Below are 26,518 nucleotides of genomic sequence, written 5' to 3' on the forward strand. Positions count from 1 at the left end.
CAAAGAGTTTTTCGATAGCGCAGCCCGTAAGAGCTGCGCTTTTATTTACCTGTCCCTCACCAGAGGCGGTGGACATTCGTCAACGTAGCAACTGCATCACACCATGATCTGATTGTTCTGCAGCAGAGTTACGAGGTCGGTATGAACATCCGTCAGCGTTACAACCGCAGTAAAATTGTGGCTGCCACCTGTTCCGTCACGATCAATACTGATCACCGTATCGTTGCCCGACACTTCTACCTTCAGATAATCCATGAGGCCTTTTGAAGAGTTATCCAGCTTCAGTACGCCGTCATCCTTATAGAAGGAAACGCTACCTGTGTAGTCGAGCATAGCGCTGAGGTCGATAACGTCAGCGTTTCCGTCCGTAGCGATATTGCCTACATGGAATCCCTGAACCGTGTCATGACCGTTACCGCCAGCACCGTCCTGCTCAGCGCCAGTCAGCACTTTGTACATGAGTACATCGTTACCGCCACCGGTCAGGATAAACGTGTCATTGCCACCGCGACCTTCAAACTGGTTGTTAGCCGCGTTGTCAGTGAACGTATCTGCCTGGCTGGTGCCGATCAGACCTTCGATACTGATCAGTGTGTCATTACCGATGCCTGCACCACTGGCTGTGCCCGTACTTAAGTTTGCCGTGACCGCGCTGGTTGAGTTGCTGTAGTCCAGCGTATCCAGACCTGCGTTTGCGTCCCACGTCTGTTCCCCAATAACGGTAAGATTCCAACCGCCGCCGCCGGTGTAAGTATCATCACCCAATGAACCGTGGAAGGTATCGTTATAACCGGTACCTGTAATGCCATCGGAGCCGATGGTACTGTTGTCCGCCGTATCACTCTCAGCCGTCAGAACATAGGCATCGTGTGCTTTACCGGTGGTCAGTCCCCCCCAAGTTTCGTTTACTGTGCCGTTGACGTAGCCGCCAATACTGTCAGTAGCCCCGACATGGTCAGTTACGCCATTAGTGATACGCAGCAGCTGTACCGAGTAAACTTCATTCGGATCCAACCCGAAGAAGCTCACCAGTCCCATACTGTTGCTGGAACCTGAACTTTGCGGGTTAATCAGCTGCGTGGACACCAGTTCACCCGCGGAGTTGTAAAGCTTCACGGTGTTGCTGTAGTACGTATTGATGCCATTACCATCAAGGATACGGATCTGCAGGCTGGTACCGTCCGCGGCAATGTTGGTGTTTTTCACCAGCAATGTCGGTGCAGAATCGTCGCTAGCCACCACGTCAGTCCTGGTGCCAGAACGATAAAGCACCAGGTCCATCGAGCCATCCCAGTCATAATCCAGCGCTACTGCACCCGTCAGGTTACTGTAGGCTGTATCAGTCAGGGCGATTCCGTCACCACTCCAGTCGTTGGTGCCATTATTCAGATACAACATCGGTGTAGCTGAAGTGCCGGTACGCGGAACTTCGATGATGTCCATCTTCCCATCGTGGTTCCAGTCAACGGCCAGTGAAGTACCGCCAAGCAAGTCGTCACCAAACCACAGAGCATCAGCGTCCGTTGCCAGCAGATGGCCCTCACCATCGTTCAGATAAATGCGACTTTCCGACGTGTTGTTCGCCGCCTTCGAACCACTGGCGAGGAACAGATCCAACCAGCCATCACCGTTGAAGTCTGCATAGGTCATTGATATGGAATAATTTCCATAATCATCTGAACCATCATTTTTGAAAACATCAGCGTAGTAACCTACGGAGCTAAAGGTGGTGGTACCATCACCATTAGTGGTGTTGTACAAAATCCCCAACCCACGTGAACCATTGCCCACATAGTTACCGGCGCCGTTGTAATCAATGTGGGCGGTGATATCAACAGTACCGTTGTTATCGATATCTACCGCACCTACTTCGTGCATGATGCTCAGATCAGCCGGTACAGCACCTCCTGGATGACCGTTATCAAATCCATCATTTTTCTCATAAGAAAGCGTACCATTTACGTTTTTAAGAAACGAAATGGAGTCCGCTTCAGAGTCTGCCAGCACAAAGTCCAGATAACCGTCACCCTCACGATCGTAAGCGATCACGCCGCCAAGGTGGTTCAGGGTACCCTGGTCCACAACTTGCGGTGTCCAGGTGCCGTCGGCATTCTGTATCCAATAACCAGTACGCCCGTAGTTATTATAATCACTGACCTGCGCCATCAAATCGGTGTAACCATCGCGGTTGATATCGGCAAAGGTCATCGAGTTGACGAAGTGCCAGTAGCCTCCAGCGCTGAGGTTCCAGTTAGCACCATTGTCATTGGTCGCCTCCTCAAGATAGGTGGAGGTGTAATCCTCAATGGTTACCGCATCGTAAACGCGCACGGCGTTGGCCAGGTCATCGTTTTGAGTACCCCCCACACTCTGAGCAAACGACCAGCCACCTGAACCATCAATGGTTACCGCTGCGGCGTTTAGCCCGATTTCTGGTGATGCCGTTCCCCCCCAGGATTGTTCAAGTAACGTAACACCTGTACCGTCAGTTACACCTGTACTGGTAGAGAGCGACATAGATGAACGGTTACCCGCCGCATCCCAGACCACAAAGGCCAGGTTCAGAGCACCTGCTGGCAGAGTAGTAGTCAGAGTCCAGGTTCCATCACTGTTGGCAGTGGCGAACCCTATCACCTGATCCAAACCTTCCTGGTAAGTACCGTTCTGATTTACATCACTGACCAGCGAGACGATTGCCCCAGCTTCGACTGTACCGTAAGTGGCACTGGTGAATGTCATGACATCCTCAGAGCCAACCGCCGTATCGACTTTCGGTGCCATCGTCAACGCATCAGGCGCATCCAGATCGATCACGACGCTGTAGCTGTCCTGGAATCCAGTGTCATCCGCCACATTTCCCAGACTGTCCATCACACGAAGCTGGAAGTCATAGGTAGTACTGACTGTGGCTTCCGCCAGCCCGTAACTCCAGGTGGATCCGCTTTCAGACAGCAGTGTGGTCCAGGTACTACCGTTATCGAACGAAATCTGCAGATATTCGTCGTCCTTCAGCTCCTGGCTCAGAGTACCGCTGACAGTTACCGTGGTGTCACGGGTGACCAGGTCACTGTTGGTAGCATCTGCACTGTGGCTGAACAAATCACCTTCTGTCAGACCATTGCTGGTGTCAGTAGTGATGAGCGCCGTGGTGGTGATACCCGCAACGTCTGGACCTGTGGTTTTCAGCGTCAGGTCAAAGACATTGCTTTCAGCACTTGTCTGTCCCACATCACTACTGGATGTTGCCGTAAACGCATGGGTACCATCCTCCAGGCCACTGGCGGTGAAAGTCCAATTACCCGTAGCGTCCGCCTGAGTAGTGCCAATCTCCGTGCCATTGTCCAGGATATGCACCACGCTGTCGGCAACCGCTGTACCGCTTAGCGTCGGCGTAGCGTCGTCCGTGCTGTCGCCACTGGCCAAATCCCCCGTATAAATGCCCGCATCGTCATATCCCTTATCAATCGTTGGTGCGTCGATTGACTCAGACACCACAGTGATCGTGTATGCCGGGGTCGGGTCGGTACTGTTACCCGCTGCATCGGTCTCTACCGCCGTCAGATCGTTCACGCCTACTGAAAGTGCGTTGCTGTCGTCCAGCGCCAGGCTCCAGCTGCCGTCCCCGTCAACGGTCGCGCTGCCCAGCACGGACTGCGTGCCGTTCAGCGTGGCGCTGACGGTGATCGTGTCGCCTGCGGTGCCGGTACCGGAGATCACCGGCTGGGTGTCGTCGGTGCTGCCGCCGCTGACGACGTTGCCCTGGATTTCGCCCACGTCATCCGCGAACCCGCTGATGGCAAGCTTCGAGGCGTCCGGCGGAGTCGTGTCAACCGTAATGGTGACCGCCGCCGACGGTTCAGAGGCGTTGCCTGCCGCATCGATTTCGGTGGTGGAGAGCGTGTGATCGCCTTCGTCCAGCGGCGTCTCCGGCGTCCACGACCAGCTGCCGTCGTCGCCGACGGTGGTGCTGCCGATCACCTCGCCGTTGTCCAGAATGGCGATGGTGTCACCGGCTTCGCCCTGACCGGACAGCGCCGGCTGGGCGTCGTCGGTCACGTCGCCGTCGGCCAGCGGACCGGTGATGTCGCCCACGTTGTCGGTGACGACCGGCGCCGCCGGGGTGGCCGGAGCCGTGGTGTCCACGGTCACGGTGATGGCCGCTGACGGTTCGGAGGTGTTGCCCGCCGCATCCGTGGCGGTGGTCGAGAGGGTGTGATCGCCCTCGTCCAGCGCGGTGTCCGGCGTCCACGACCAGCTGCCGTCGTCGCCGACGGTGGTGCTGCCGATCACCTCACCGTTGTCGAAGATGGCGATGGTGTCACCGGCTTCGCCCTGACCGGACAGCGCCGGCTGGGTGTCGTCGGTCACGTCGCCGTCGGCCAGCGGACCGGTGATGTCGCCCACGTTATCGGTCACCACCGGGGCGGCCGGGGTGGCCGGAGCCGTGGTGTCCACGGTCACGGTGATGGCCGCTGACGGCTCGGAGGTGTTGCCCGCCGCGTCCGTGGCGGTGGTCGAGAGCGTGTGGTCACCGTCGTCCAGCGCGGTGTCCGGCGTCCACGACCAGCTGCCGTCGTCGCCGACGGTGGTGCTGCCGATCACCTCACCGTTGTCCAGAATGGCGATGGTGTCACCGGCGTCGCCCTGACCGGACAGCGCCGGCTGGGTGTCGTCGGTCACGTCGCCGTCGGCCAGCGGACCGGTAATGTCGCCCACGTTGTCGGTGACGACCGGCGCCGCCGGGGTGGCCGGGGCGGTGGTGTCCACGGTCACGGTGATGGCCGCTGACGGTTCCGAGGTGTTACCCGCCGCGTCGGTGGCGGTGGTGGAGAGGGTGTGGTCACCGTCGTCCAGCGCGGTGTCCGGCGTCCACGACCAGCTGCCGTCGTCGCCGACGGTGGTGCTGCCGATCACCTCGCCGTTGTCGAGGATGGCGATGGTGTCACCGGCCTCGCCCTGGCCGGACAGCGCCGGCTGGGTGTCGTCGGTGGTGTCGCCGTCGGCCAGCGGACCGGTAATGTCGCCCACGTTATCGGTGACGACCGGCGCCGCCGGGGTGGCCGGCGCGGTGGTGTCCACGGTCACGGTGATGGCCGCTGACGGTTCGGAGGTGTTGCCCGCTGCGTCAGTCGCGGTGGTGGTGAAGCTGTGCGCGCCTTCGCTCAGGGTGGAGGTCGGCGTGTAGCTCCAGTTGCCGCTGCCGTCGGCTTTCACCGAGCCCATCGCCTTGTCGCCGTCATAGACGGTAATGATGCTGCCCGCTTCCGCCGTGCCGCTCAGGGTCGGCGTCGGATCGTCGGTGGTGCTGCCGTTCGCCAGCTCGCCCTGCACGCTGCCCACATCGTCGGTGACGCTGCCGATGGCCGGGGCGGCCGGGGCGGCGGTATCGACGGTGAAGGCCGTCACCGCATCCTCACTGACGTTGCCCGCCGCGTCGGTGGCGTTCGCGGTGATGGTGTGCGCGCCGTCAGCCAGCGCACTGGCCGGTGTGAAGCTCCAGCTGCCGCTCTGGTCCACGGTGGCGGTACCCAGCAGGGTGCCGTTGTCCAGCACGCTGATGATGCTGCCCGCCTTGCCGCTGCCGCGGATCTCCGGCAGGGCATCGTCGGTCACGCCGTTCTGCGCCACGTTGCCGGTGACGCTGCCCGCATCGTCCACCACGCTGGTGATGGCGATGGTTACCGCGCTGGTGTCAACGGTGATGCTCACCGCCGGCGTCAGCGCCGACTCGTTGCCCGCCGCGTCGGTGACGCTGACGGCCAGGCTGTGATCCCCGTCGGACAGCGCGCTGCCCGGCGTGAAGCTCCAGCTGCCGTCTTCGCCGGCCGTAACGGAGCCGATGACCTCGCTGCCGTCGTACACGCTGACCACGCTGCCCGGCTCGGCGGTGCCGCCGAAGGTCGGGGTGCTGTCGTCGGTGGTGTCACCGCTCAGGAGGGTCCCCTGGCTGTCGCCGACGTTGTCGGTCAGGCTCAGATCGCTGACGGCGGCCGGGGCCTGGGTATCCACGGTGAGATCCCACGCGCCGCTTTCGCTGCTGACCTGGCCGACGCTGCCTCACCGCGTCTGCGGTAAACACGTGGTCACCGTCCTGCAGGGCAGTGGCCGGGGTGAAGCTCCAGTTGCCGTCGTTATCGGCGGTGCTGCTGCCCAGCAGGCTGCCGTTGTCGTACACGCGGACCACCATGCCGGCCCCCGCAGAGCCGTTGAGGGCAGGGGTGCTGTCATTGGTGACGGCACCTTTCTGCACGGCTTCCGTGAGGCCCACGTCGTCGATCACGCTGTTAATGCTCGGTGCCGCCGGGGCGCCGGTCACCACGGTGACGTCGTAGGCCGGGGTCGGGCTGGTGCTGTTGCCCGCCGCGTCGGTCTCCACCGCCGTCAGGCTGTGGGTGCCCGCCGCCAGCGCGTTGCTGCCGTCCAGCGCCAGGCTCCAGCTGCCGTCCCCGTCAACGGTCGCGCTGCCCAGCACGGACTGCGTGCCGTTCAGCGTGGTATAGACGGTGATCGTGTCGCCTGCGGTGCCGGTACCGGAAATCACCGGCTGGGTGTCGTCGGTGCTGCCGCCGCTGACGACGTTGCCCTGGATTTCGCCCACGTCATCCGCGAACCCGCTGATGGCAAGCTTCGAGGCGTCCGGCGGGGTGATGTCAACCGTGATGGTGACCGTCGCTGACGGCTCAGAGGTGTTGCCTGCCGCGTCGGTGGCGGTGGTGGAGAGGGTGTGATCGCCTTCGTCCAGCGCGGTGTCCGGCGTCCACGACCAGCTGCCGTCGTCGCCGACGGTGGTGCTGCCGATCACCTCGCCGTTGTCCAGAATGGCGATGGTGTCACCGGCTTCGCCCTGGCCGGACAGCGCCGGCTGGGCGTCGTCGGTCACGTCGCCGTCGGCCAGCGGACCGGTGATGTCACCCACGTTATCGGTGACGACCGGCGCCGCCGGGGTGGCCGGGGCCGCAGTGTCAACCGTGATGGTGACCGCCGCTGACGGCTCGGAGGTGTTGCCCGCCGCGTCGGTGGCGGTGGTCGAGAGCGTGTGGTCACCGTCGTCCAGCGCGGTGTCCGGCGTCCACGACCAGCTGCCGTCGTCGCCGACGGTGGCCGTGCCAATCACCTCGCCGTTGTCCAGAATGGCGATGGTGTCACCGGCCTCGCCCTGGCCGGACAGCGCCGGCTGGGTGTCGTCGGTGGTGCCGCCGTCGGCCAGCTGACCGGTAATGTCGCCCACGTTGTCGGTCACCACCGGGGCGGCCGGGGTGGCCGGGGCGGTGGTGTCCACGGTCACGGTGATGGCCGCTGACGGTTCCGAGGTGTTACCCGCCGCATCCGTGGCAGTGGTGGAGAGGGTGTGGTCACCGTCGTCCAGCGCGGTGTCCGGCGTCCACGACCAGCTGCCGTCGTCGCCGACGGTGGTGCTGCCGATCACCTCGCCGTTGTCGAGGATGGCGATGGTGTCACCGGCCTCGCCCTGGCCGGACAGCGCCGGCTGGGTGTCGTCGGTGGTGTCGCCGTCGGCCAGCGGACCGGTGATGTCGCCCACGTTGTCGGTGACGACCGGCGCCGCCGGGGTGGCCGGAGCCGTGGTGTCCACGGTCACGGTAATGGCCGCAGACGGTTCCGAGGTGTTACCCGCCGCGTCGGTGGCGGTGGTCGAGAGCGTGTGGTCACCGTCGTCCAGCGCGGTGTCCGGCGTCCACGACCAGCTGCCGTCGTCGCCGACGGTGGCCGTGCCGATCACCTCACCGTTGTCCAGAATGGCGATGGTGTCACCGGCCTCGCCCTGGCCGGACAGCGCCGGCTGGGTGTCGTCGGTGGTGTCGCCGTCGGCCAGCGGACCGGTGATGTCACCCACGTTGTCGGTGACGACCGGCGCTGCCGGGGTGGCCGGCGCGGTGGTGTCCACGGTCACGGTGATGGCCGCTGACGGCTCGGAGGTGTTGCCCGCCGCGTCGGTGGCGGTGGTCGAGAGCGTGTGGTCACCGTCGTCCAGCGCGGTGTCCGGCGTCCACGACCAGCTGCCGTCGTCGCCGACGGTGGTGCTGCCGATCACCTCGCCGTTGTCGAGGATGGCGATGGTGTCACCGGCCTCGCCCTGGCCGGACAGCGCCGGCTGGGTGTCATCGGTGGTGTCGCCGTCGGCCAGCGGACCGGTGATGTCGCCCACGTTGTCGGTGACGACCGGGGCGGCCGGGGTGGCCGGCTGACTGTAGTCGGTGGTCAGATCAAACGCTTCTGACTGCCCGCTGACGTTGCCCGCTGCGTCAGTCGCGGTGGTGGTGAAGCTGTGCGCGCCTTCGCTCAGGGTGGAGGTCGGCGTGTAGCTCCAGTTGCCGCTGCCGTCGGCTTTCACCGAGCCCATCGCCTTGTCGCCGTCATAGACGGTAATGATGCTGCCCGCTTCCGCCGTGCCGCTCAGGGTCGGCGTCGGATCGTCGGTGGTGCTGCCGTTCGCCAGCTCGCCCTGCACGCTGCCCACATCGTCGGTGACGCTGCCGATGGCCGGGGCGGCCGGGGCGGCGGTATCGACGGTGAAGGCCGTCACCGCATCCTCACTGACGTTGCCCGCCGCGTCGGTGGCGTTCGCGGTGATGGTGTGCGCGCCGTCAGCCAGCGCACTGGCCGGTGTGAAGCTCCAGCTGCCGCTCTGGTCCACGGTGGCGGTACCCAGCAGGGTGCCGTTGTCCAGCACGCTGATGATGCTGCCCGCCTTGCCGCTGCCGCGGATCTCCGGCAGGGCATCGTCGGTCACGCCGTTCTGCGCCACGTTGCCGGTGACGCTGCCCGCATCGTCCACCACGCTGGTGATGGCGATGGTTACCGCGCTGGTGTCAACGGTGATGCTCACCGCCGGCGTCAGCGCCGACTCGTTGCCCGCCGCGTCGGTGACGCTGACGGCCAGGCTGTGATCCCCGTCGGACAGCGCGCTGCCCGGCGTGAAGCTCCAGCTGCCGTCTTCGCCGGCCGTAACGGAGCCGATGACCTCGCTGCCGTCGTACACGCTGACCACGCTGCCCGGCTCGGCGGTGCCGCCGAAGGTCGGGGTGCTGTCGTCGGTGGTGTCACCGCTCAGGAGGGTCCCCTGGCTGTCGCCGACGTTGTCGGTCAGGCTCAGATCGCTGACGGCGGCCGGGGCCTGGGTATCCACGGTGAGATCCCACGCGCCGCTTTCGCTGCTGACCTGGCCGACGCTGCTCACCGCGTCTGCGGTAAACACGTGGTCACCGTCCTGCAGGGCAGTGGCCGGGGTGAAGCTCCAGTTGCCGTCGTTATCGGCGGTGCTGCTGCCCAGCAGGCTGCCGTTGTCGTACACGCGGACCACCATGCCGGCCCCCGCAGAGCCGTTGAGGGCAGGGGTGCTGTCATTGGTGACGGCACCTTTCTGCACGGCTTCCGTGAGGCCCACGTCGTCGATCACGCTGTTAATGCTCGGTGCCGCCGGGGCGCCGGTCACCACGGTGACGTCGTAGGCCGGGGTCGGGCTGGTGCTGTTGCCCGCCGCGTCGGTCTCCACCGCCGTCAGGCTGTGGGTGCCCGCCGCCAGCGCGTTGCTGCCGTCCAGCGCCAGGCTCCAGCTGCCGTCCCCGTCAACGGTCGCGCTGCCCAGCACGGACTGCGTGCCGTTCAGCGTGGTATAGACGGTGATCGTGTCGCCTGCGGTGCCGGTACCGGAAATCACCGGCTGGGTGTCGTCGGTGCTGCCGCCGCTGACGACGTTGCCCTGGATTTCGCCCACGTCATCCGCGAACCCGCTGATGGCAAGCTTCGAGGCGTCCGGCGGGGTGATGTCAACCGTGATGGTGACCGTCGCCGACGGCTCAGAGGTGTTGCCTGCCGCGTCGGTGGCGGTGGTGGAGAGCGTGTGATCGCCTTCGTCCAGCGCGGTGTCCGGCGTCCACGACCAGCTGCCGTCGTCGCCGACGGTGGTGCTGCCGATCACCTCGCCGTTGTCCAGAATGGCGATGGTGTCACCGGCTTCGCCCTGACCGGACAGCGCCGGCTGGGTGTCGTCGGTCACGTCGCCGTCGGCCAGCGGACCGGTGATGTCACCCACGTTGTCGGTGACGACCGGGGCGGCCGGGGTGGCCGGAGCCGTGGTGTCCACGGTCACGGTGATGGCCGCTGACGGCTCGGAGGTGTTGCCCGCCGCGTCCGTGGCGGTGGTCGAGAGCGTGTGGTCACCGTCGTCCAGCGCGGTGTCCGGCGTCCACGACCAGCTGCCGTCGTCGCCGACGGTGGTGCTGCCGATCACCTCGCCGTTGTCCAGAATGGCGATGGTGTCACCGGCTTCGCCCTGGCCGGACAGCGCCGGCTGGGTGTCGTCGGTGGTGCCGCCGTCGGCCAGCGGACCGGTGATGTCGCCCACGTTGTCGGTGACGACCGGCGCCGCCGGGGTGGCCGGAGCCGTGGTGTCCACGGTCACGGTAATGGCCGCAGACGGTTCCGAGGTGTTACCCGCCGCGTCGGTGGCGGTGGTCGAGAGGGTGTGGTCACCGTCGTCCAGCGCAGTGTCCGGCGTCCACGACCAGCTGCCGTCGTCGCCGACGGTGGTGCTGCCGATCACCTCGCCGTTGTCCAGAATGGCGATGGTGTCACCGGCTTCGCCCTGGCCGGACAGCGCCGGCTGGGTGTCGTCGGTGGTGCCGCCGTCGGCCAGCGGACCGGTGATGTCACCCACGTTATCGGTCACGACCGGCGCTGCCGGGGTGGCCGGCGCGGTGGTGTCCACGGTCACGGTGATGGCCGCTGACGGCTCGGAGGTGTTGCCCGCCGCGTCGGTGGCGGTGGTCGAGAGCGTGTGATCGCCTTCGTCCAGCGCGGTGTCCGGCGTCCACGACCAGCTGCCGTCGTCGCCGACGGTGGTGCTGCCGATCACCTCGCCGTTGTCGAGGATGGCGATGGTGTCACCGGCCTCGCCCTGGCCGGACAGCGCCGGCTGGGTGTCGTCGGTGGTGTCGCCGTCGGCCAGCGGACCGGTGATGTCGCCCACGTTGTCGGTGACGACCGGCGCCGCCGGGGTGGCCGGCGCGGTGGTGTCCACGGTCACGGTAATGGCCGCTGACGGCTCGGAGGTGTTACCCGCCGCGTCGGTGGCGGTGGTGGAGAGGGTGTGGTCACCGTCGTCCAGCGCGATGTCCGGCGTCCACGACCAGCTGCCGTCGTCGCCGACGGTGGTGCTGCCGATCACCTCGCCGTTGTCCAGAATGGCGATGGTGTCACCGGCTTCGCCCTGGCCGGACAGCGCCGGCTGGGTGTCGTCGGTGGTGCCGCCGTCGGCCAGCGGACCGGTGATGTCGCCCACGTTGTCGGTGACGACCGGGGCGGCCGGGGTGGCCGGGGCGGTGGTGTCCACGGTCACGGTAATGGCCGCTGACGGCTCGGAGGTGTTGCCCGCCGCGTCGGTGGCGGTGGTGGAGAGGGTGTGGTCACCGTCGTCCAGCGCGGTGTCCGGCGTCCACGACCAGCTGCCGTCGTCGCCGACGGTGGTGCTGCCGATCACCTCACCGTTGTCCAGAATGGCGATGGTGTCACCGGCCTCGCCCTGGCCGGACAGCGCCGGCTGGGTGTCGTCGGTGGTGTCGCCGTCGGCCAGCTGACCGGTGATGTCACCCACGTTATCGGTCACGACCGGCGCTGCCGGGGTGGCCGGCGCGGTGGTGTCCACGGTCACGGTGATGGCCGCTGACGGTTCCGAGGTGTTACCCGCCGCGTCGGTGGCGGTGGTCGAGAGCGTGTGGTCACCGTCGTCCAGCGCGGTGTCCGGCGTCCACGACCAGCTGCCGTCGTCGCCGACGGTGGTGCTGCCGATCACCTCGCCGTTGTCCAGAATGGCGATGGTGTCACCGGCTTCGCCCTGGCCGGACAGCGCCGGCTGGGTGTCGTCGGTGGTGTCGCCGTCGGCCAGCGGACCGGTGATGTCACCCACGTTATCGGTGACGACCGGCGCCGCCGGGGTGGCCGGCGCGGTGGTGTCCACGGTCACGGTAATGGCCGCTGACGGCTCGGAGGTGTTGCCCGCCGCGTCGGTGGCGGTGGTGGAGAGCGTGTGGTCACCGTCGTCCAGCGCGGTGTCCGGCGTCCACGACCAGCTGCCGTCGTCGCCGACGGTGGTGCTGCCGATCACCTCGCCGTTGTCCAGAATGGCGATGGTGTCACCGGCTTCGCCCTGGCCGGACAGCGCCGGCTGGGTGTCGTCGGTGGTGCCGCCGTCGGCCAGCGGACCGGTGATGTCGCCCACGTTGTCGGTGACGACCGGGGCGACCGGGGTGGCCGGGGCGGTGGTGTCCACGGTCACGGTGATGGCCGCTGACGGTTCGGAGGTGTTGCCCGCCGCGTCGGTGGCGGTGGTGGAGAGGGTGTGATCGCCTTCGTCCAGCGGCGTCTCCGGCGTCCACGACCAGCTGCCGTCGTCGCCGACGGTGGTGCTGCCGATCACCTCGCCGTTGTCGAGGATGGCGATGGTGTCACCGGCCTCGCCCTGGCCGGACAGCGCCGGCTGGGTGTCGTCGGTGGTGCCGCCGTCGGCCAGCGGGCCGGTAATGTCGCCCACGTTATCGGTGACGACCGGTGCCGCCAGGGTGGTCGGCGCGGTGGTGTCCACGGTCACGGTAATGGCCGCTGACGGTTCGGAGGTGTTGCCCGCCGCGTCGGTGGCGGTGGTGGAGAGCGTGTGATCGCCCTCGTCCAGCGGCGTCTCCGGCGTCCACGACCAGCTGCCGTCGTCGCCGACGGTGGCCGTGCCAATCACCTCGCCGTTGTCGAGGATGGTGATGGTGTCACCGGCCTCGCCCTGGCCGGACAGCGCCGGCTGGGTGTCGTCGGTGGTGCCGCCGTCGGCCAGCGGGCCGGTAATGTCGCCCACGTTATCGGTGACGACCGGGGCGGCCGGGGTGGCCGGCGCGGTGGTGTCCACGGTCACGGTAATGGCCGCTGACGGTTCGGAGGTGTTGCCCGCCGCGTCGGTGGCGGTGGTCGAGAGGGTGTGGTCACCGTCGTCCAGCGCGGTATCCGGCGTCCACGACCAGCTGCCGTCTTCGCCGACGGTGGCCGTGCCAATCACCTCGCCGTTGTCGAGGATGGCGATGGTGTCACCGGCCTCGCCCTGGCCGGACAGCGCCGGCTGGGTGTCGTCGGTGGTGCCACCGTCGGCCAGCGGGCCGGTCACGTCGCCCACGTTGTCGGTGACGACCGGGGCGACCGGGGTGGCCGGAGCGGTGGTGTCGACGGCAATTACAAATGCCGCGGATTCTGTACTGATGTTGCCAGCTGGATCCGATTCAGTAGTGGTCAGTGAGTGACTACCATCTGCAAGATCCACGTCAGGCGTAAAGCTCCAGTTGCCATTCTTATCTACGGTTGCCGAACCAATGGCGCTACCATTGTCGTAAATGGTTATGGTGTTACCCGATTCGCCAGTTCCCCCCAAGACAGGACGCTTCTCGTCGGTCGTATCGCCACTTTGGAGTGAACCAGTAACAGTACCTGTATTGTCCAGTGCGCTTCCAACCCCTGTTGATACAGGCACGGTCTTCTCTGAGTGATGGCTGTCATTGTCGTTATGATGGGCAATGGCAACTCCAGCGCCTACGGCTCCGGCCAGCCCAAGCAGGCCGAACAGAATAGGATAGAAGTGAGAGTCAGATTCTTCGCTCGCAAAGAAGACTTCACCTGCGCCCAATGGCTGGCCTCCTAACGCCACAGGAGACAATTGGCTGTCAGTCAACAAATAGCCAGTATCATAGCTTTCGCCGGATAGGGGGATATATTGATAAATCTGCCCATCTTCAGACATACCAAGCAGAAGAGGATGCTCTCCCCCTTGTTTAAAATAGTCTTCAAGAATCAGGCACGGCTTATCATCGCCTTCATTAAAAACTTCAAGATTGCTACCTGTGCGCTTTAATGTGATGTTTTCAGGCGCAAAGTTATTGTTTTCATTCTTTAAAAGATAAACATTTCCAGGCTCTACCTTAACCTTGAGTAAATGTGTGGTGCTTGCAGATTGGCTTTCACCTTTGCCTTCCACGTTTTTAGTTACTAAAACGATTGAGTTTCCGTTTAGCTTCCCGATCATATGCTCTCCTGAGACGCAACTACCATTTTACTTCGAGTTTCAACTTTGCCATCACTTGTAAATAAGGCCATTTTCGATGGCTCACTTATTTTATTTATTAAAAGACAGTACGGATATAGACGCAGCCATGGCATATACAAAAAGGAAAAACACTTAGAAATGGATTAATGACATTTAACACGTTGTATTAAAACGATTTATGGATTATTCACCTCTTATAAAACTACAATGTAAATAATCCACACTTAATATTTTAGGCGCAATTTAACTCAATATAAAGATAGTGATATTTAAAGTATCGCCATAATAAAAAACGCAAACGTTAAGCAATTCTGAATAAGAAAAGAAAAGTCCGATAATTATCCAGCTTTAAGTTGCCACCCTTGTATCCCCAGCTTCTTGAGTAAATTTGATTTATGGGCACTGATAGTTTTTTCACTGCGAGAAAGCTTAACTGATATGGCTTTGTTTGATTGCCCAGCCAAAAATAGCTCAAGTATCTGACGTTCTCGTTTGGTCAGCCTGGCTGTCTCATACATGTCTTCACTGAAATCATTAGCCGAAATATTTTGAATATTCAATACATTCCATGAATAGCAGTAGCAGCCATCAAATATGAGATTAATCGTGGAGACGAACTGATTGACACTACTATCTCTGTTTAATATTCCCCGCATTGAAGGGATGTGCTTTTGTAGCCACCTTATCTGCTTCATGTCATCTACCAAAGCCAGTATAGGGGTGTTTGTTTTTGTAAGTTCCCGGGTTAGTAATTCGGTGTACTGATAGGCTTCTTCGCAATCTAACACAATTATATCAAAGTGTTCTTTAGTTAAAGCCGAATGCACTTTTTGTATCGCCGAGGTAGTAACCCCAGTTCCAGGAAACCCTTTCTCCAGTATATAAGAAACACCATAGAAACTAAGATTCTCTGCACCTAAAAATAAGATATTCATATCACCCCACTAAAGCATGTAACTTTTCAATGCTTTCCATTGAAAACCATTAATTCCCAACAAAATACTTTCTATAACAACTAAAAATAGATAAAAAAATGACAAAAACCTTACTAATTGGTGTGGAAAATATCACACAATATGCAACAAATCCTCTCTAAGACGAGAGGATTATAATAATTGGGATAATTCGTACTTTTATGTAATCCTCTTACTCAATCTAAGATTTAACAAGGAATAAAATAGGAATCTGTCAGAGGGATAGATTGTCAACAGATCTAAAACAAAAAACTTAATATTTTAATTTTTATCCATTCTCAAATGAGAATGAATGTAAAAAGAAATAAAAAACCTTCTGTAATTAAACAAAAAAAGCAACTTAATTGTATGCTTAAACAGCATTTATACTTGGCTAAAATGTGATAGAAAAAATTGGCTTACCAGTAGAGACAGCAACAAGAATGTCGAATTTGATACCTGAAGATACGAAGTTCCGAGTGGTATCGACGGGTGATTGCATGCAATGGAAATGAACTTTAATCCTAATCTGTTTATCCGATGTGCCGTAAATATCTGTCTGGGTTGATAACTCCCCTGCCTGTCAGGCAGGGGAACTGTGGTTCAGAAATGATAGCTCAGGCCGACCTGGCCGCTGTAGTCAGTTTTGAACGTCCCACCGAAGCTGTTTTTGACTTTTGCACTAACTGACAGGCTGTCGGTCAATTGTCCTTCCACACCGAGGTGTGCTCGATAGCGGTTATCTGACCAGGCATCATAACGACGAACTGACTGGTGATCGGTAAGAATAGTTTTTGTTCCCGATTTCCCCAGTGAATACTGATACTCAATACCCGCCGTCAGCATAATACTATCATTACCTGCCCACATGCCGCGTTTCTGTACCAACAAACCACCGGTTCCGTAATAAGGCGTGCCTGAACTCAGTGATATCTCCGCGTCATGTCCTGTCACATTATAGCCTGAAAGTGCACCACCGCTTACGCCGAGATAGGGGGAAATCAGCAGCGTATCATCCGAAGTGCTGAACTGATAACCTGACCTTACGCCACCGGCCAGTATGTGGGTATCGCGTTTTGCCTCGCCAGCACCGAGCACAGGAACAAGCATCAGTTCCTGACTGAGGTACATATACCGGCTGGCCACATCAACAAAGATACCTTTCCACGGCCGCCACGAGTAGTACATTCCAGCTGTGGCCAGACGGTGATTTTCTCTTCCCTTACTGCGGATATCCCCCTTGGTATAATCTGCGCTGATACCAAATATCTGACCGTTGTTCAGCGTATCCCATCCCACTGTCAGGGTCTGCTGAGTCGCTGATGAATCAAGAAAACTTCCCCGTGTGTGATCAACCGTTACCCACACCCCGCTGGTTTCCCCGGCTGTATGGAGCTGGGTGGAGCGGTCATGAAGCCTGCTGAGTGACTCGCTAAAAATGTACTGACGTGAGGCCATCATGGCTCGTACCGTGCGGATGAGGGGTTTATTGTCCTGAATGGTGAACCAGTCATCAGGATTGAATTGCGGCTGCGCGGCTGCGCTGGCTCCAGTATCTGCTCCGCTGCCATTTACTGCACGCTGTTCATCCTGTGCAGCCGTGACCTGATCTTCCGTTTCATTAATTTCCTGCACAGTAGGTTCGCTGTCCCTGTCTATCACCGCTTCTTTATTCTTTTTAAGCATCCACAGCACACGGTCTGCCTCATCCTGCACCATATAGTCTGGTGTATAAATAGTGAAGCCACTGTAGGTACTGGCAAACGTGAAGTAGTCGTGTGCCGTGCCCATTGGCGCATCAACCATGACCAGGTTCTGTTCCAGCGCAACCTGTTCTCCTTCCCTGACCAGCAGATCCACATCGAGCAGATTATTACCGCCGGTGGCGGCATTTTTAATGGTAATGCGGTCACTTTCCAGAGTGGAAGGCCGGACGCCCAGCGTGACCGTCAGACCGGTCGCATCAAATGTGTCCGTTGCTAGCGTTTTGGCTGTCCAGTTCCCGGAAGATGTGAGAGATAAGGATGCCCCGTTACCAGCCACCAAGCTGCTGATATTGCTGTCCCCGGTCATCTGCCAGTAGGCATCAGAGGCCAGCGTCATGCGGGTCGCTCCTGTTGACGTGACTGCCCCCTGGTAGAATACTTTCCCGAGATACAGGCTGGCGTTATCAGCCAACTGCACGTTGCCGTTCACGGTACTGGCGGGTAGAAGCTCCAGCGCATCTGCATCACGTACCGGCTGGCTGCAGGTCACATTGTTAAGATAAATTACCGCGTAACAACGCCATGATTTTTCCACTTCACTGTCGCTGTCGTTGTATCCCAGAGATACCTTTGCCGATTCACCAGTTGTAATATCGGCGGTTACGCTGGCATATTCACCGACCTGAAAAATAGCATTACTGCCCACGTTGATGCTGTCCGCTTTAAACAGAGACATCAACCAGTCATCGTCAATCACCACACTGCCAGCGTGAGCCACGGGCTGACCGGATAGAATGACGACGCCGTTGTCAACATTCAGGCTGCCGTTAAGGTTCATGCCGCCCGTGAGTGCCACCAGTGCCGTGCTCTTTTCTGGAGTGATGCTGACGTTCAGTGCACCATTGACGTTATCTTAATCGGTCTCACCGATAAAACCGCGAAACACCTGCTTGTCGGGTTGTGTATGGCCAGTGATAGTAAGGTTTGCCATATTCGTGCTGCTATGGTTTACCAGCCTGGCACCACTGTCGGTATGGTTTATTTTCGTGAAGGTCAGCGCGTTACCGTTCAGATCCAACGTCCCGCCCCGGTAGCCGAAATAAATATTACTAGTCGGAACCTGCCCGCCATCGCTCAACACGACGGTTGGGCGTCCACTGACCATTGTGACGGAAGAAAAAGCCTGTTTCTGACCTAATGCATCAGCCTGCTGATCGAGAATGACCGTTCCTGCTCCAACATTAAGGCTGCCGGGGTTTATGCCTTCCGCGTTCACATGCAGCGTGCCATCCCCGATTTTGTGCAGTGCATCACCGGTTAGACCGTTGACCTGCCAGAGCACCTCGTTACCGGCATCAACTTCAACCCCGCCACCCACCCAAGTGGCGCTGACTCCCGCAGCCGATGTCAGCGTGTAATCAGCGGAAAACCGCAGCTTCCCAGCCCCCAGGTTGACGGGCCCGCTCAGCTCGATGACACCGCCATCACCGTTAAAACATATGTCTTTTGTGGCATCCAGCTCCTTACCCGTTGCCGCTGACGGTACGAGTGTGCTGTAAGTGTCTGCCAGACCGGCCCATGACCACGTACTTCCCAGTTGAGTTATCGTATCCCAGCCCCAACTGATGATACCGCCTCCGGCACTGTCAGTAACGTCGGGCGAGGTGTTAGCAGCAACCGTGTCCTGGATATAGCCATCTGGTATGTACTCCCACATGGAAATGGCCCCATAGGCATTTGACGACGTACCACCATGAAGCACACCTGCAATTTTCCACACGCTGTCCACTTCGTCATAGACCATGACAGGGCTTCCACTGTCACCAGCTAATGTGCCAATCGACAACGGAGAAGTCAGCGGACTATCTGGGCCATAATCAGGCGCACGTAGAGTCCCGGAAGGCCATGTCACCGCAGCAGTATTGATGGTCCCCCCGCTGACCCAGTTATACGCCCCGCTGAGCCTGATACTTCCGGTCTGATCATCTGTTACCTGGGTTTGTACACCGCCACCGGCCCGGGTGTACCAGGAATAACGGGAGGTATCCCCCTTTCGAATCTCAGACTTTACGACTACCCCGACCGGGGCAGCATCCGTCACCACCTTGTTTAAACGTGGCAGATGAAAATCTATATCATCGAGGGGGGACTCATTACGATTGATCAAAGTGTAAGTGGCAGCATACTGCGCACTATTCCCGAAGGTGACAGTCTTATACCCGGTGTTGTGACGCGCGCTGGCGAGATAAGAGGGTGAAACGAGTGTGCTGTATCCGTAGGTCGCAACCATGCCAAAATCAGGCATGGAAAACTCAAGGATGCCGGATAGCGTACAACCCCTCTGACATAAGCAGGAATAAAAATAAAAAGGATAAATGTATTTTTTAAATTCAGGCAACGACCTGAATAGCAGGGCTCATACCCTGAAAATATTTAGCGCATAACATCAGCGCGTGATTTCTCAGCCTCATTCAATGGAAAAAGCCCCGCGAAATTAAATAATTGCATATGGTGGTTATTTTTGTCTTTATGTGTCATCTCAGTCGTTATTTTATTTCTCCTTATGTACTGTTTGTAATCATCAATTTCTATCAAAGTTGTAACAGAAAGTAAATGCAAGCATCTTGCCAGGTAAAATAAAAGTAGACTCATATGAGACTGGGTTAATTATATTAGCGACAGACACATATAACACATTGTTTTTATTGATGAAGTTATTCACATACAAAGAAGGTCAAAGTTGTTTAATTTAAAACAATGGAACTTATATGCGTAGAAAATTGAAAACACCATCTCATTAAAGAGCTCACCCCCCCGGGGGCCTGCAACAGGAAAAAAAAACGGAACCAGCTACTTCTTATCGATTTTGCGAAGTGATAATAAAATGTGACCTGAATCATTTTGTGATTCTGAGAAAGTGATAATATTTAACGTTGATTTTAAGAAAAAAGCATCAGGGGTGAATTTTTCCGAATATTGGCTGCTTAATGTTCCTATCAGATAAAAAACCGCTCTGCCGATACTCAACTTTTTTGTCCCTTTCGACAGTTAAAACATGAAATAGGGCAGGGCAGAGTTAGGTTAATAAATTATACCATGGCATTCCCAAGGCGAAGGACTTTTCAGTTTAAGCAGGCAGTAAATCCGGTGAACGCGTTTATCGTCTAATCAGTCAATATCAGGATCAGGCGGGGTCTTTGTCGTCTTCGTAGTCATCTATTGATGCTACAACATGTTGCAAGACGTCGTCTTCATTCCTATGTGATTCCCGCAAGGCTTTTACCCTGCAAAGCGTGTTCCGGAATTGAAGTGAAAGACGAACTCACTCTGATTGGTCATGACTTTTTGCTTGTTAATTTACCGCGTTAAGACGTTCATTATAAAAAGTTTCTGACTTCCACATACTCAACATCAATGTTGTCAGTTTCCTCGCCAGTGCAACAATGACTTTTTTCAGCGACAAGATCCTGCATGCCTGACGGATACTCATCGCAAATTGCGAAACCAGATACCTGGAGAGTTCCCGTTTTATCGCTGGTTTTAAAGCTTTTTTTCGATAACGTCCTTCAGTGCCCGACACTTGAGACTGAGATCGGCAAACATCTGTTTGAGACGTCGGTTTTCATCCTCCAGATCTTTCATCTTTTTGATATCAGAGGCTTCCATACCGCCGAACTTTGCTTTCCAGTTGTCGTAAGTAGCCTCAGAAATACCCGCCTCAGGGCAAACGTCTTTCACCGTTCTTCCAACCTCAACAGACTTCAACACGGCGATGATCTGGTGTTCGGTGAATCGTGCTTTACGCATGGCAATCTCCTCCGGAAACATAAACAGTATGTCGGAAGATCTCTAAAAGTGAACGGTTCGTTTTGCAGGGATACTTACAGGAGAGGCGGGCGCTTCGGGGATTAGTTGGATATATTATTTAACATAATTATGATTATGCGTACTAAATGGGTTGCTCTAAAGCGCCAGTCTCGCCTCAAACAATTCACAGATGTCGCCCCTGAACCGGTCTTTAATCTTTGCAGGCTTTTGTCAGTATCAGCCGAAACGCTCGACTAAAAAATCAATAATGCTTCTGAGCATCGCCGTAGGACGCAGATCCTGGTGATAAACCAGAAACATCGGCACCGGTTTGTATGACCAGTCTGGCAGCACCTGCTCCAGCCGCCCGGTGGCAAGATCGGCGGCTAATAATAATTCGGGTTGCAGGATAATGCCGGAGCCGCATATTGCCGCCACCCGTAACGCATTGCCCTGATTAGCTTTAAAGCGTCCGGTGACCGGTATTTCGCAGGTTTCGCCATCGGCCTTCACCAAATGCCAGACAGAGGAATTGCGCCAATATAACTGACCCAGACAGTGATGATCGCGTAACTGGGCGGCATTTTCCGGTCTGCCGTGTTGTTGCAGGTAAGCAGGAGCCGCGGCCAGTATCCTGCGATAGGGTTTCAACGGTCTGGCAACCAGGCTGGGAATGTTGACCTCGCCAATATGAATGCCCAATTCAAAACCTTCTGCCACCTTATCCGAAGCACGATTGTCGAGGATAAGTTCGACGCTCACTTCCGGATACTGGCTAAGGTAAGCGGACAGTACAGGCACCAAATCCTCTTCACCAAAGCTGACCGGCGCAACCAGCCGCAGACGACCGCGCGGCGTTTCCCGCAGCTCGGTGGCGCTGGCATCCGCCAGTGCCACGCCCGCCAGCGCCTGCCGGCAACGTTGGTAGTAAAGCTCGCCCACTTCCGTCAATTGGTGGCGGCGGGTGGTGCGATGGATCAGCTTCGCGTTGAGGCGCTGTTCAATCGCGTGAATATGCTTCGCCACCATGGTCGCTGAAACGCCACAATCCTCTGCGGCAGCGGCAAAACTACCGCGCTCCACCACCCTGATATACATCGCCATGCTGGCAAGCTTGTCCATCATTCACAACCTCCAGGTTTGGAATGAAGGAACATAATGCGCATTTATGTGCTGATCAAGCTTATTTATATTTAGCCACGTCAGCACTTCACACCGAGGCGCTTCAATAAAAGGAAATTGCTATGCCAGTCTTACACTTAGAGATGCATCCGGGCCGCACGCTGGAGCAAAAACGTGCCTTTGTCACTGAAGTCACCCGCGTGACCGCCGAAACGCTGGTTTGTCCGGTGGAAAGCATTGAAATCATTGTTACGGAAATCAGCAAAGATGATTGGGCCGTGGCAGGCAAGCTGAAGTCCGATAATTAACCGGGATCTTAGGTTATCGGGCAGGCAACCTGACGTTGGGGCCTGCCTGTTTTTTTGGGCTTAGCTTTCTGTTGTGTTTTCTGCACATCACCATGCCATGACACCGCCCCACCCTAAGCATCCCTCCCTTCCCGCTCATGATGTCAGCGGGAAGCAAATAACCAGGATTATCCTGATAAACTTAAGGTTTATTGAATATAATCGCTATTTCAATCTGCTATGCTAGCGTTTGTTTTTCACACAAAACTCAGATTAATCGCATGGATTTTTACTTTAAAAAACGATTTTTCTGCTGCAAGAAAATTATATCGCTGCGAAACACAAAAATTAACACAATGTATTTTAATGTATTTCTGCAAAACGCAGCGCAGAAAGACACCATCTGTTACCCATAGCGTCAAATCCAAAGCGGTCTGATACTCAGTTGACAACCTGTGACGCCCGACATAAGTTTAATTAATAAGTCATGCGCTCGATTCCTGAACCAATAAGAGAAACTACTCAAATATTGGCACCCTGCCTGAGGGTTCTGCGTAACCGGGCAGTTTGTTTCTCTGTGAATAAACCTTTCTGACGGACAAGGCTGAAGTCATTCGGCGAGGTTTTGCTGTGCCTGTGTCATAAACCATCCCTGCATCATGACCTATCTGTTTCAGGATTTAGAATAAACAACCGTTTAATCTGACTTTACAGCGAGGGTATTACCATGATTATTGACGATGATGAATCGAAAAATATAAGAGAATTTATTGATTATGTGAGAAAAAACAAACCCATTATAAGATCAACGAGCGCAAAAAAAATTGAACCTGGAGAAAGCGGCTATCCCGCTAATTTATATAATGTCGAGGGAAGTACTGATGACCCCAAACCCGGGAAGGAAACAAGCTGGACTCAATTACTAACACAAAACGGAATAGGGACCGGGACTAACGATAAATGCTATGTCGAATTACCGTTGCCGCCAGTAGGAGAAAAAACAAGCCATCCAATATACAGTAAAGGCGGTCATATGACCACCAACGCCAATGGTAAGGTAGATGATGGTGGGACCTGCTACCTGATGCCACTCTGCGCCTGGCATAATAGTAAAGGGCGTGACAGGGTCAAATTTACTTATTTTAAACTTACCATCCTGCAACTTTTCGGCTATATGAAAAAAGATACGTTATTAACATTCCTGATGCGGATGCCTGCCGCGGAGAGAAATATATTACTCTATCATAATGACTCAGGCTGGCAGTTCAAAAATTTCGACAGCATTGAAGATGTTAATGATATTACCGCAGCGCCACAGACTATCGAGCACTTTATCTTTAACCGCAGTGCCGATGGCCAGACATTGACACTGATTAATTAATGTCCTCTTTTACTATCTGTAAATCTTTCTCACAGCGTTCAACTATCGTGGAGAGTCAAAATGACAATTGATGTTACCCCGAATACCGTGGCGACCAGTGCGTTACAGGCATTAAATTTTTCGTCTCTGATTGGCGGCCCGATGGACGCAATAATCAAAGCGCAGGCCCTGGCGGCGAAAACCACCTATGAATTTATTAATGAAGTCTGTCTGACAGTCGATCCGGTTACCGGTGAGAAGACGCCGGTTAACGTCACCTTTATTTATAATAATAATGGTAAAGAAGCGAGTCTGACTGTTCCCCTGCTGGTTATCTTAACGATTCCAAGTATTGAAGTTTCTGAATTTACCATCGACTTTATTGCGAATATCTCTGCGGCATCGTCTTCCACCAGTGAAACCTCATCGGATACGGAATTAGGTGTTGATGCCACAGCCGAAGCATCGCTGAATATTGGCCCGTTTAGCCTGAAAGTCACCGCCAAAGCCAATTATTCATCAAAACAGCATTCACGAGCAGCTCAGGACTCACGCTATTCCGTTGAGTACACCATGAACGTGAATGTTAAAGGCAAACAGTCTGATATGCCTACTGGTTTACAGACCGTGCTGAATATTCTTCAGGGCAGTGCAACATCCATCGATCTCGATAGCCTGGTTAAGCTCTCCCCCGCCAGTCTTAATATCGAAAACCCAACCGGGCAAACGACACAGGTAACCATTAAAGATAAACAAGGATTATTGGTTAAAGGGGCGTTGGTAACAATCACTCCTCCGGTGACGTTAAATCCCTTCGGTGATATTACGGTGATAAAAGGCACTCCGCAGACGGTAATGGATGTTGAGGTATCAAACCTGTTAAATGGTAAACGCCTTAATGTGACGAAAGATATTATCAAAGCCTACAGCCACCGCAGAGCCGCACTTCCCATCGCAGAAGCGGGGGCAGTATCGGCGGTAACCGACCGCAATGGCGTCGTACAATTTCTCCTGCCGCTGGCGGCCAGCATTACCACGGAAATGCTACAGGGCACGCTACGCTTTGATGCACATATTCCCGTGCCCTATTCCGAAGACGTCGATCAGGAGATCCTGTTCCAGGAATATACTATCGCCCCTGATAATGTGACGCCAGCAGAGGCAAAAAAATCTAAGGTTTCTGATTAAAGAATAAACCCTTCACAACCTACAGAATATTAAGGAGAAGTTGTGTCGAACATTTTAGAACCTGTGCTATCTACCATCCTGATTGATATGATAAATGCACAGAATGAAGCTAATATCCGTTCGGCACAACTTGCCGAAGAATACATGAAGCCTGATCGCGAAATCGATCTTTTGCAGTTTTTTGACATCCCTAACGCGTCAATAAAATCATTTAATCTTGATATGAAATTCGCACTTGAATCTACCGGCGCACCGGTTACTGATGAAAACAAAAGCAAGCTGACACAAATAATTGATCAGCACGTCAACGATCTCGTGTCACTCTGTATGAATAAATATCCGTTACTGCGGCAGGATGAAAAGCAGATAAAACGGATGATCTTTCAGCTATGGAAAAAGGAGCAGCCGATCGTGCCGGTTACCCTCGGCTTGCCCGAGCAGGATAAATTGTTATCTGATATCAACAATGAACTCGATATGCTCAGAATTAAAGTCAAGGCGTTAATTGAAAACGAGCTATCTCTGGACGTGACAGATCATAACCACAATCTTAAAGCGATATTCAGCGTCAACGATCTGAAAAGCTATGATGGCAATATTATGTGCTCGATTAGCATCAATGCTGAGATTACCGGAATGAAAGCAGGGTACGAAGATAAGATTGCTGAAGAGGAAGGTGTCAAAACCCGAAAACGAAAGATTTATATGATAGGTAGGTAACATGAATAATGACGCTAATGATGTTGTGATGTCAAACCTGTTTACCTTTGAAAGTCTGGTGCAGTTTCCTTTGACATCTATAATACAATCGAGTGCCAATGGTAATAGTGCGACACTGGAGTTTCTTAACGATTTTTGTTTCGAAGTAAAAGATGGTGTGCAGCGTGTGGCAAAAACCTTCACTTTTTATTACGATTATATAAAAGGTGATGCCAGACAAACAATGAAGGTTGAAATCCCGGTTATTTCATTGGTGACCATTCCTTACTATACGATTGACCGCGCTACCTTTGAAATGGGTGTTAACATTATCAGCTGGCTTGAGCCAGCACTAAAGAATGAACACCAGGAAGAAAATTACAGACTACTGGCAATGCTGGGGCCTTATAATTCATCTTTATCCAATGCCGTGCCCGGTTCTCAATCGTTAAATCAGGTCAATACCAATATGAAGGTCAAAATGGAGGTAGTTACTTCTGATCTTCCTGCCGGGATATTGCAGCTGATTAATGTTTCAAGCCAGGGTATTAGTGGCGATATTGCCAGCGATGTGAGAATCAAAACATCGGCAACACGATTAATCCTGGACAATGAGCCAGTAAAATTCACGGTAAAACTCGAAAACAAAGAGAGTGCGGTCAGCGGTCAGGATAGCAGCCAGGACTTTACAGCAATACCTGTCACCATAAACATCGACACTAATGTTAAAGGGGTAGATATGCATGATCTTTTTAATCATGAAATATCGGTTGTAAAAGGTGATATCATTGGTAGCGCCAGCTATGAACAGGTTGTGATTCTGACGAATAACGATGGGGAAGTTGAAATTGAACTTCATCCTTCGGGCAAGGGAATCGTCAACGGGTTTATCGTTATTTCCAGCCCGGTATCTTCTAAAACTAAAGTTTACTACAGGATTGAACATGCTGAATAATAACCTTAATGCACCTGGCATACAGTGCCCCAACCCAGGATGCGGTGAAAAAATCTCGGTCTCATTGCAGGATTTGCTCTACCGGCAAAATATCCAGTGCCCGCATTGCTTATTAGTTCTGACGATGGATCGCGAAAAATCGCGCGACACCATTGCGGCTATGGATAAGCTCAACACAGCCATCCAAAATGCCGAAACAGCAAACAAATTCGAAGGACGTAAACCCTGAACCCAGGCATCCTTATTAACGTGAATAATTACCGATGCTGCGGCATCGGTAGTTTTTTTATTTAAATCATTTGCTGCAATGGATACAACTTATTCATCTAACTGCCCCAGCGCCGCTATG

At 55.8% G+C, this 26,518-nt stretch carries 12 protein-coding genes and 1 pseudogene; 6 read left to right on the forward strand and 7 right to left on the reverse strand.

Annotation, left to right across the window (positions count from 1 at the left end):
- Window positions 1-96: 96 nt before the first annotated feature.
- From AC6I8V_RS25280 to AC6I8V_RS25310, 7 genes and pseudogenes are all read right to left on the reverse strand, one after another.
- Window positions 97-6,009 (reverse strand): Ig-like domain-containing protein, encoded by a 5,913-nt coding sequence (locus AC6I8V_RS25280; RefSeq protein WP_497846689.1) that lies wholly within the window; start codon window positions 6,007-6,009, stop codon window positions 97-99.
- A complete protein-coding gene (locus AC6I8V_RS25285) occupies window positions 5,924-14,071 on the reverse strand; it encodes an Ig-like domain-containing protein (RefSeq protein ID WP_497846690.1) in 8,148 nt (2,715 codons plus the stop codon). Before AC6I8V_RS25285 ends, AC6I8V_RS25280 begins: the two co-directional genes overlap by 86 nt.
- A 359-nt stretch (window positions 14,072-14,430) precedes the next feature.
- On the reverse strand, window positions 14,431-15,027 hold the full coding sequence (locus AC6I8V_RS25290) for a helix-turn-helix transcriptional regulator (protein WP_497846691.1): 597 nt from the start codon (window positions 15,025-15,027) through the stop codon (window positions 14,431-14,433).
- Between the two features lie 621 nt (window positions 15,028-15,648).
- Window positions 15,649-17,646 (reverse strand): autotransporter outer membrane beta-barrel domain-containing protein, encoded by a 1,998-nt coding sequence (locus AC6I8V_RS25295; RefSeq protein ID WP_497847044.1) that lies wholly within the window; start codon window positions 17,644-17,646, stop codon window positions 15,649-15,651.
- 18 nt (window positions 17,647-17,664) lie between these two features.
- Window positions 17,665-19,149: a S6 family peptidase gene (locus AC6I8V_RS25300; protein ID WP_497846692.1), complete on the reverse strand. Its 1,485-nt coding sequence runs from the start codon at window positions 19,147-19,149 to the stop codon at window positions 17,665-17,667.
- Window positions 19,150-20,193: 1,044 nt separating this feature from the next.
- A pseudogene (locus AC6I8V_RS25305) lies at window positions 20,194-20,558 on the reverse strand (transposase); the annotation flags it as partial.
- Window positions 20,559-20,795: 237 nt separating this feature from the next.
- Window positions 20,796-21,680, reverse strand: coding sequence for a LysR family transcriptional regulator (locus tag AC6I8V_RS25310; protein WP_497847045.1), 885 nt, complete (start codon window positions 21,678-21,680; stop codon window positions 20,796-20,798).
- 122 nt (window positions 21,681-21,802) lie between these two features.
- Here AC6I8V_RS25310 and AC6I8V_RS25315 point away from each other — a divergent pair, with 122 nt between their 5' ends.
- From AC6I8V_RS25315 to AC6I8V_RS25340, 6 genes are all read left to right on the forward strand, one after another.
- Window positions 21,803-21,988 carry a 4-oxalocrotonate tautomerase gene (locus AC6I8V_RS25315; RefSeq protein ID WP_497846693.1) on the forward strand — a complete coding sequence of 62 codons (186 nt, stop codon included), beginning with the start codon at window positions 21,803-21,805 and terminating at the stop codon, window positions 21,986-21,988.
- Between the two features lie 706 nt (window positions 21,989-22,694).
- Window positions 22,695-23,348 (forward strand): hypothetical protein, encoded by a 654-nt coding sequence (locus AC6I8V_RS25320; RefSeq protein ID WP_497846694.1) that lies wholly within the window; start codon window positions 22,695-22,697, stop codon window positions 23,346-23,348.
- A 60-nt stretch (window positions 23,349-23,408) separates the two neighbouring features.
- Window positions 23,409-24,515 (forward strand): DUF2589 domain-containing protein, encoded by a 1,107-nt coding sequence (locus AC6I8V_RS25325; RefSeq protein ID WP_497846695.1) that lies wholly within the window; start codon window positions 23,409-23,411, stop codon window positions 24,513-24,515.
- 42 nt (window positions 24,516-24,557) lie between these two features.
- Window positions 24,558-25,235, forward strand: a complete 678-nt coding sequence (locus AC6I8V_RS25330; protein ID WP_497846696.1) for a hypothetical protein — start codon at window positions 24,558-24,560, stop codon at window positions 25,233-25,235.
- A gap of 1 nt (window position 25,236) precedes the next feature.
- Complete coding sequence (locus AC6I8V_RS25335; RefSeq protein ID WP_497846697.1) at window positions 25,237-26,169, forward strand: DUF2589 domain-containing protein; 933 nt, start codon at window positions 25,237-25,239, stop codon at window positions 26,167-26,169.
- Window positions 26,159-26,398: a hypothetical protein gene (locus AC6I8V_RS25340; RefSeq protein WP_497846698.1), complete on the forward strand. Its 240-nt coding sequence runs from the start codon at window positions 26,159-26,161 to the stop codon at window positions 26,396-26,398. Before AC6I8V_RS25335 ends, AC6I8V_RS25340 begins: the two co-directional genes overlap by 11 nt.
- Window positions 26,399-26,518: the final 120 nt, after the last annotated feature.

This window comes from Pantoea sp. X-Soil-TKNS-1207, from assembly GCF_059730485.1.

Bases quoted from the DNA above. Each gene is read 5' to 3' on its own strand.
- AC6I8V_RS25340 (WP_497846698.1), top strand. From the start codon at position 26,159: ATGCTGAATAATAACCTTAATGCACCTGGCATACAGTGCCCCAACCCA.
- AC6I8V_RS25325 (WP_497846695.1), top strand. From the start codon at position 23,409: ATGACAATTGATGTTACCCCGAATACCGTGGCGACCAGTGCGTTACAG.
- AC6I8V_RS25290 (WP_497846691.1), bottom strand. From the start codon at position 15,027: ATGAATATCTTATTTTTAGGTGCAGAGAATCTTAGTTTCTATGGTGTT.
- AC6I8V_RS25315 (WP_497846693.1), top strand. From the start codon at position 21,803: ATGCCAGTCTTACACTTAGAGATGCATCCGGGCCGCACGCTGGAGCAA.
- AC6I8V_RS25335 (WP_497846697.1), top strand. From the start codon at position 25,237: ATGAATAATGACGCTAATGATGTTGTGATGTCAAACCTGTTTACCTTT.
- AC6I8V_RS25320 (WP_497846694.1), top strand. From the start codon at position 22,695: ATGATTATTGACGATGATGAATCGAAAAATATAAGAGAATTTATTGAT.
- AC6I8V_RS25285 (WP_497846690.1), bottom strand. From the start codon at position 14,071: ATGATCGGGAAGCTAAACGGAAACTCAATCGTTTTAGTAACTAAAAAC.
- AC6I8V_RS25310 (WP_497847045.1), bottom strand. From the start codon at position 21,680: ATGGACAAGCTTGCCAGCATGGCGATGTATATCAGGGTGGTGGAGCGC.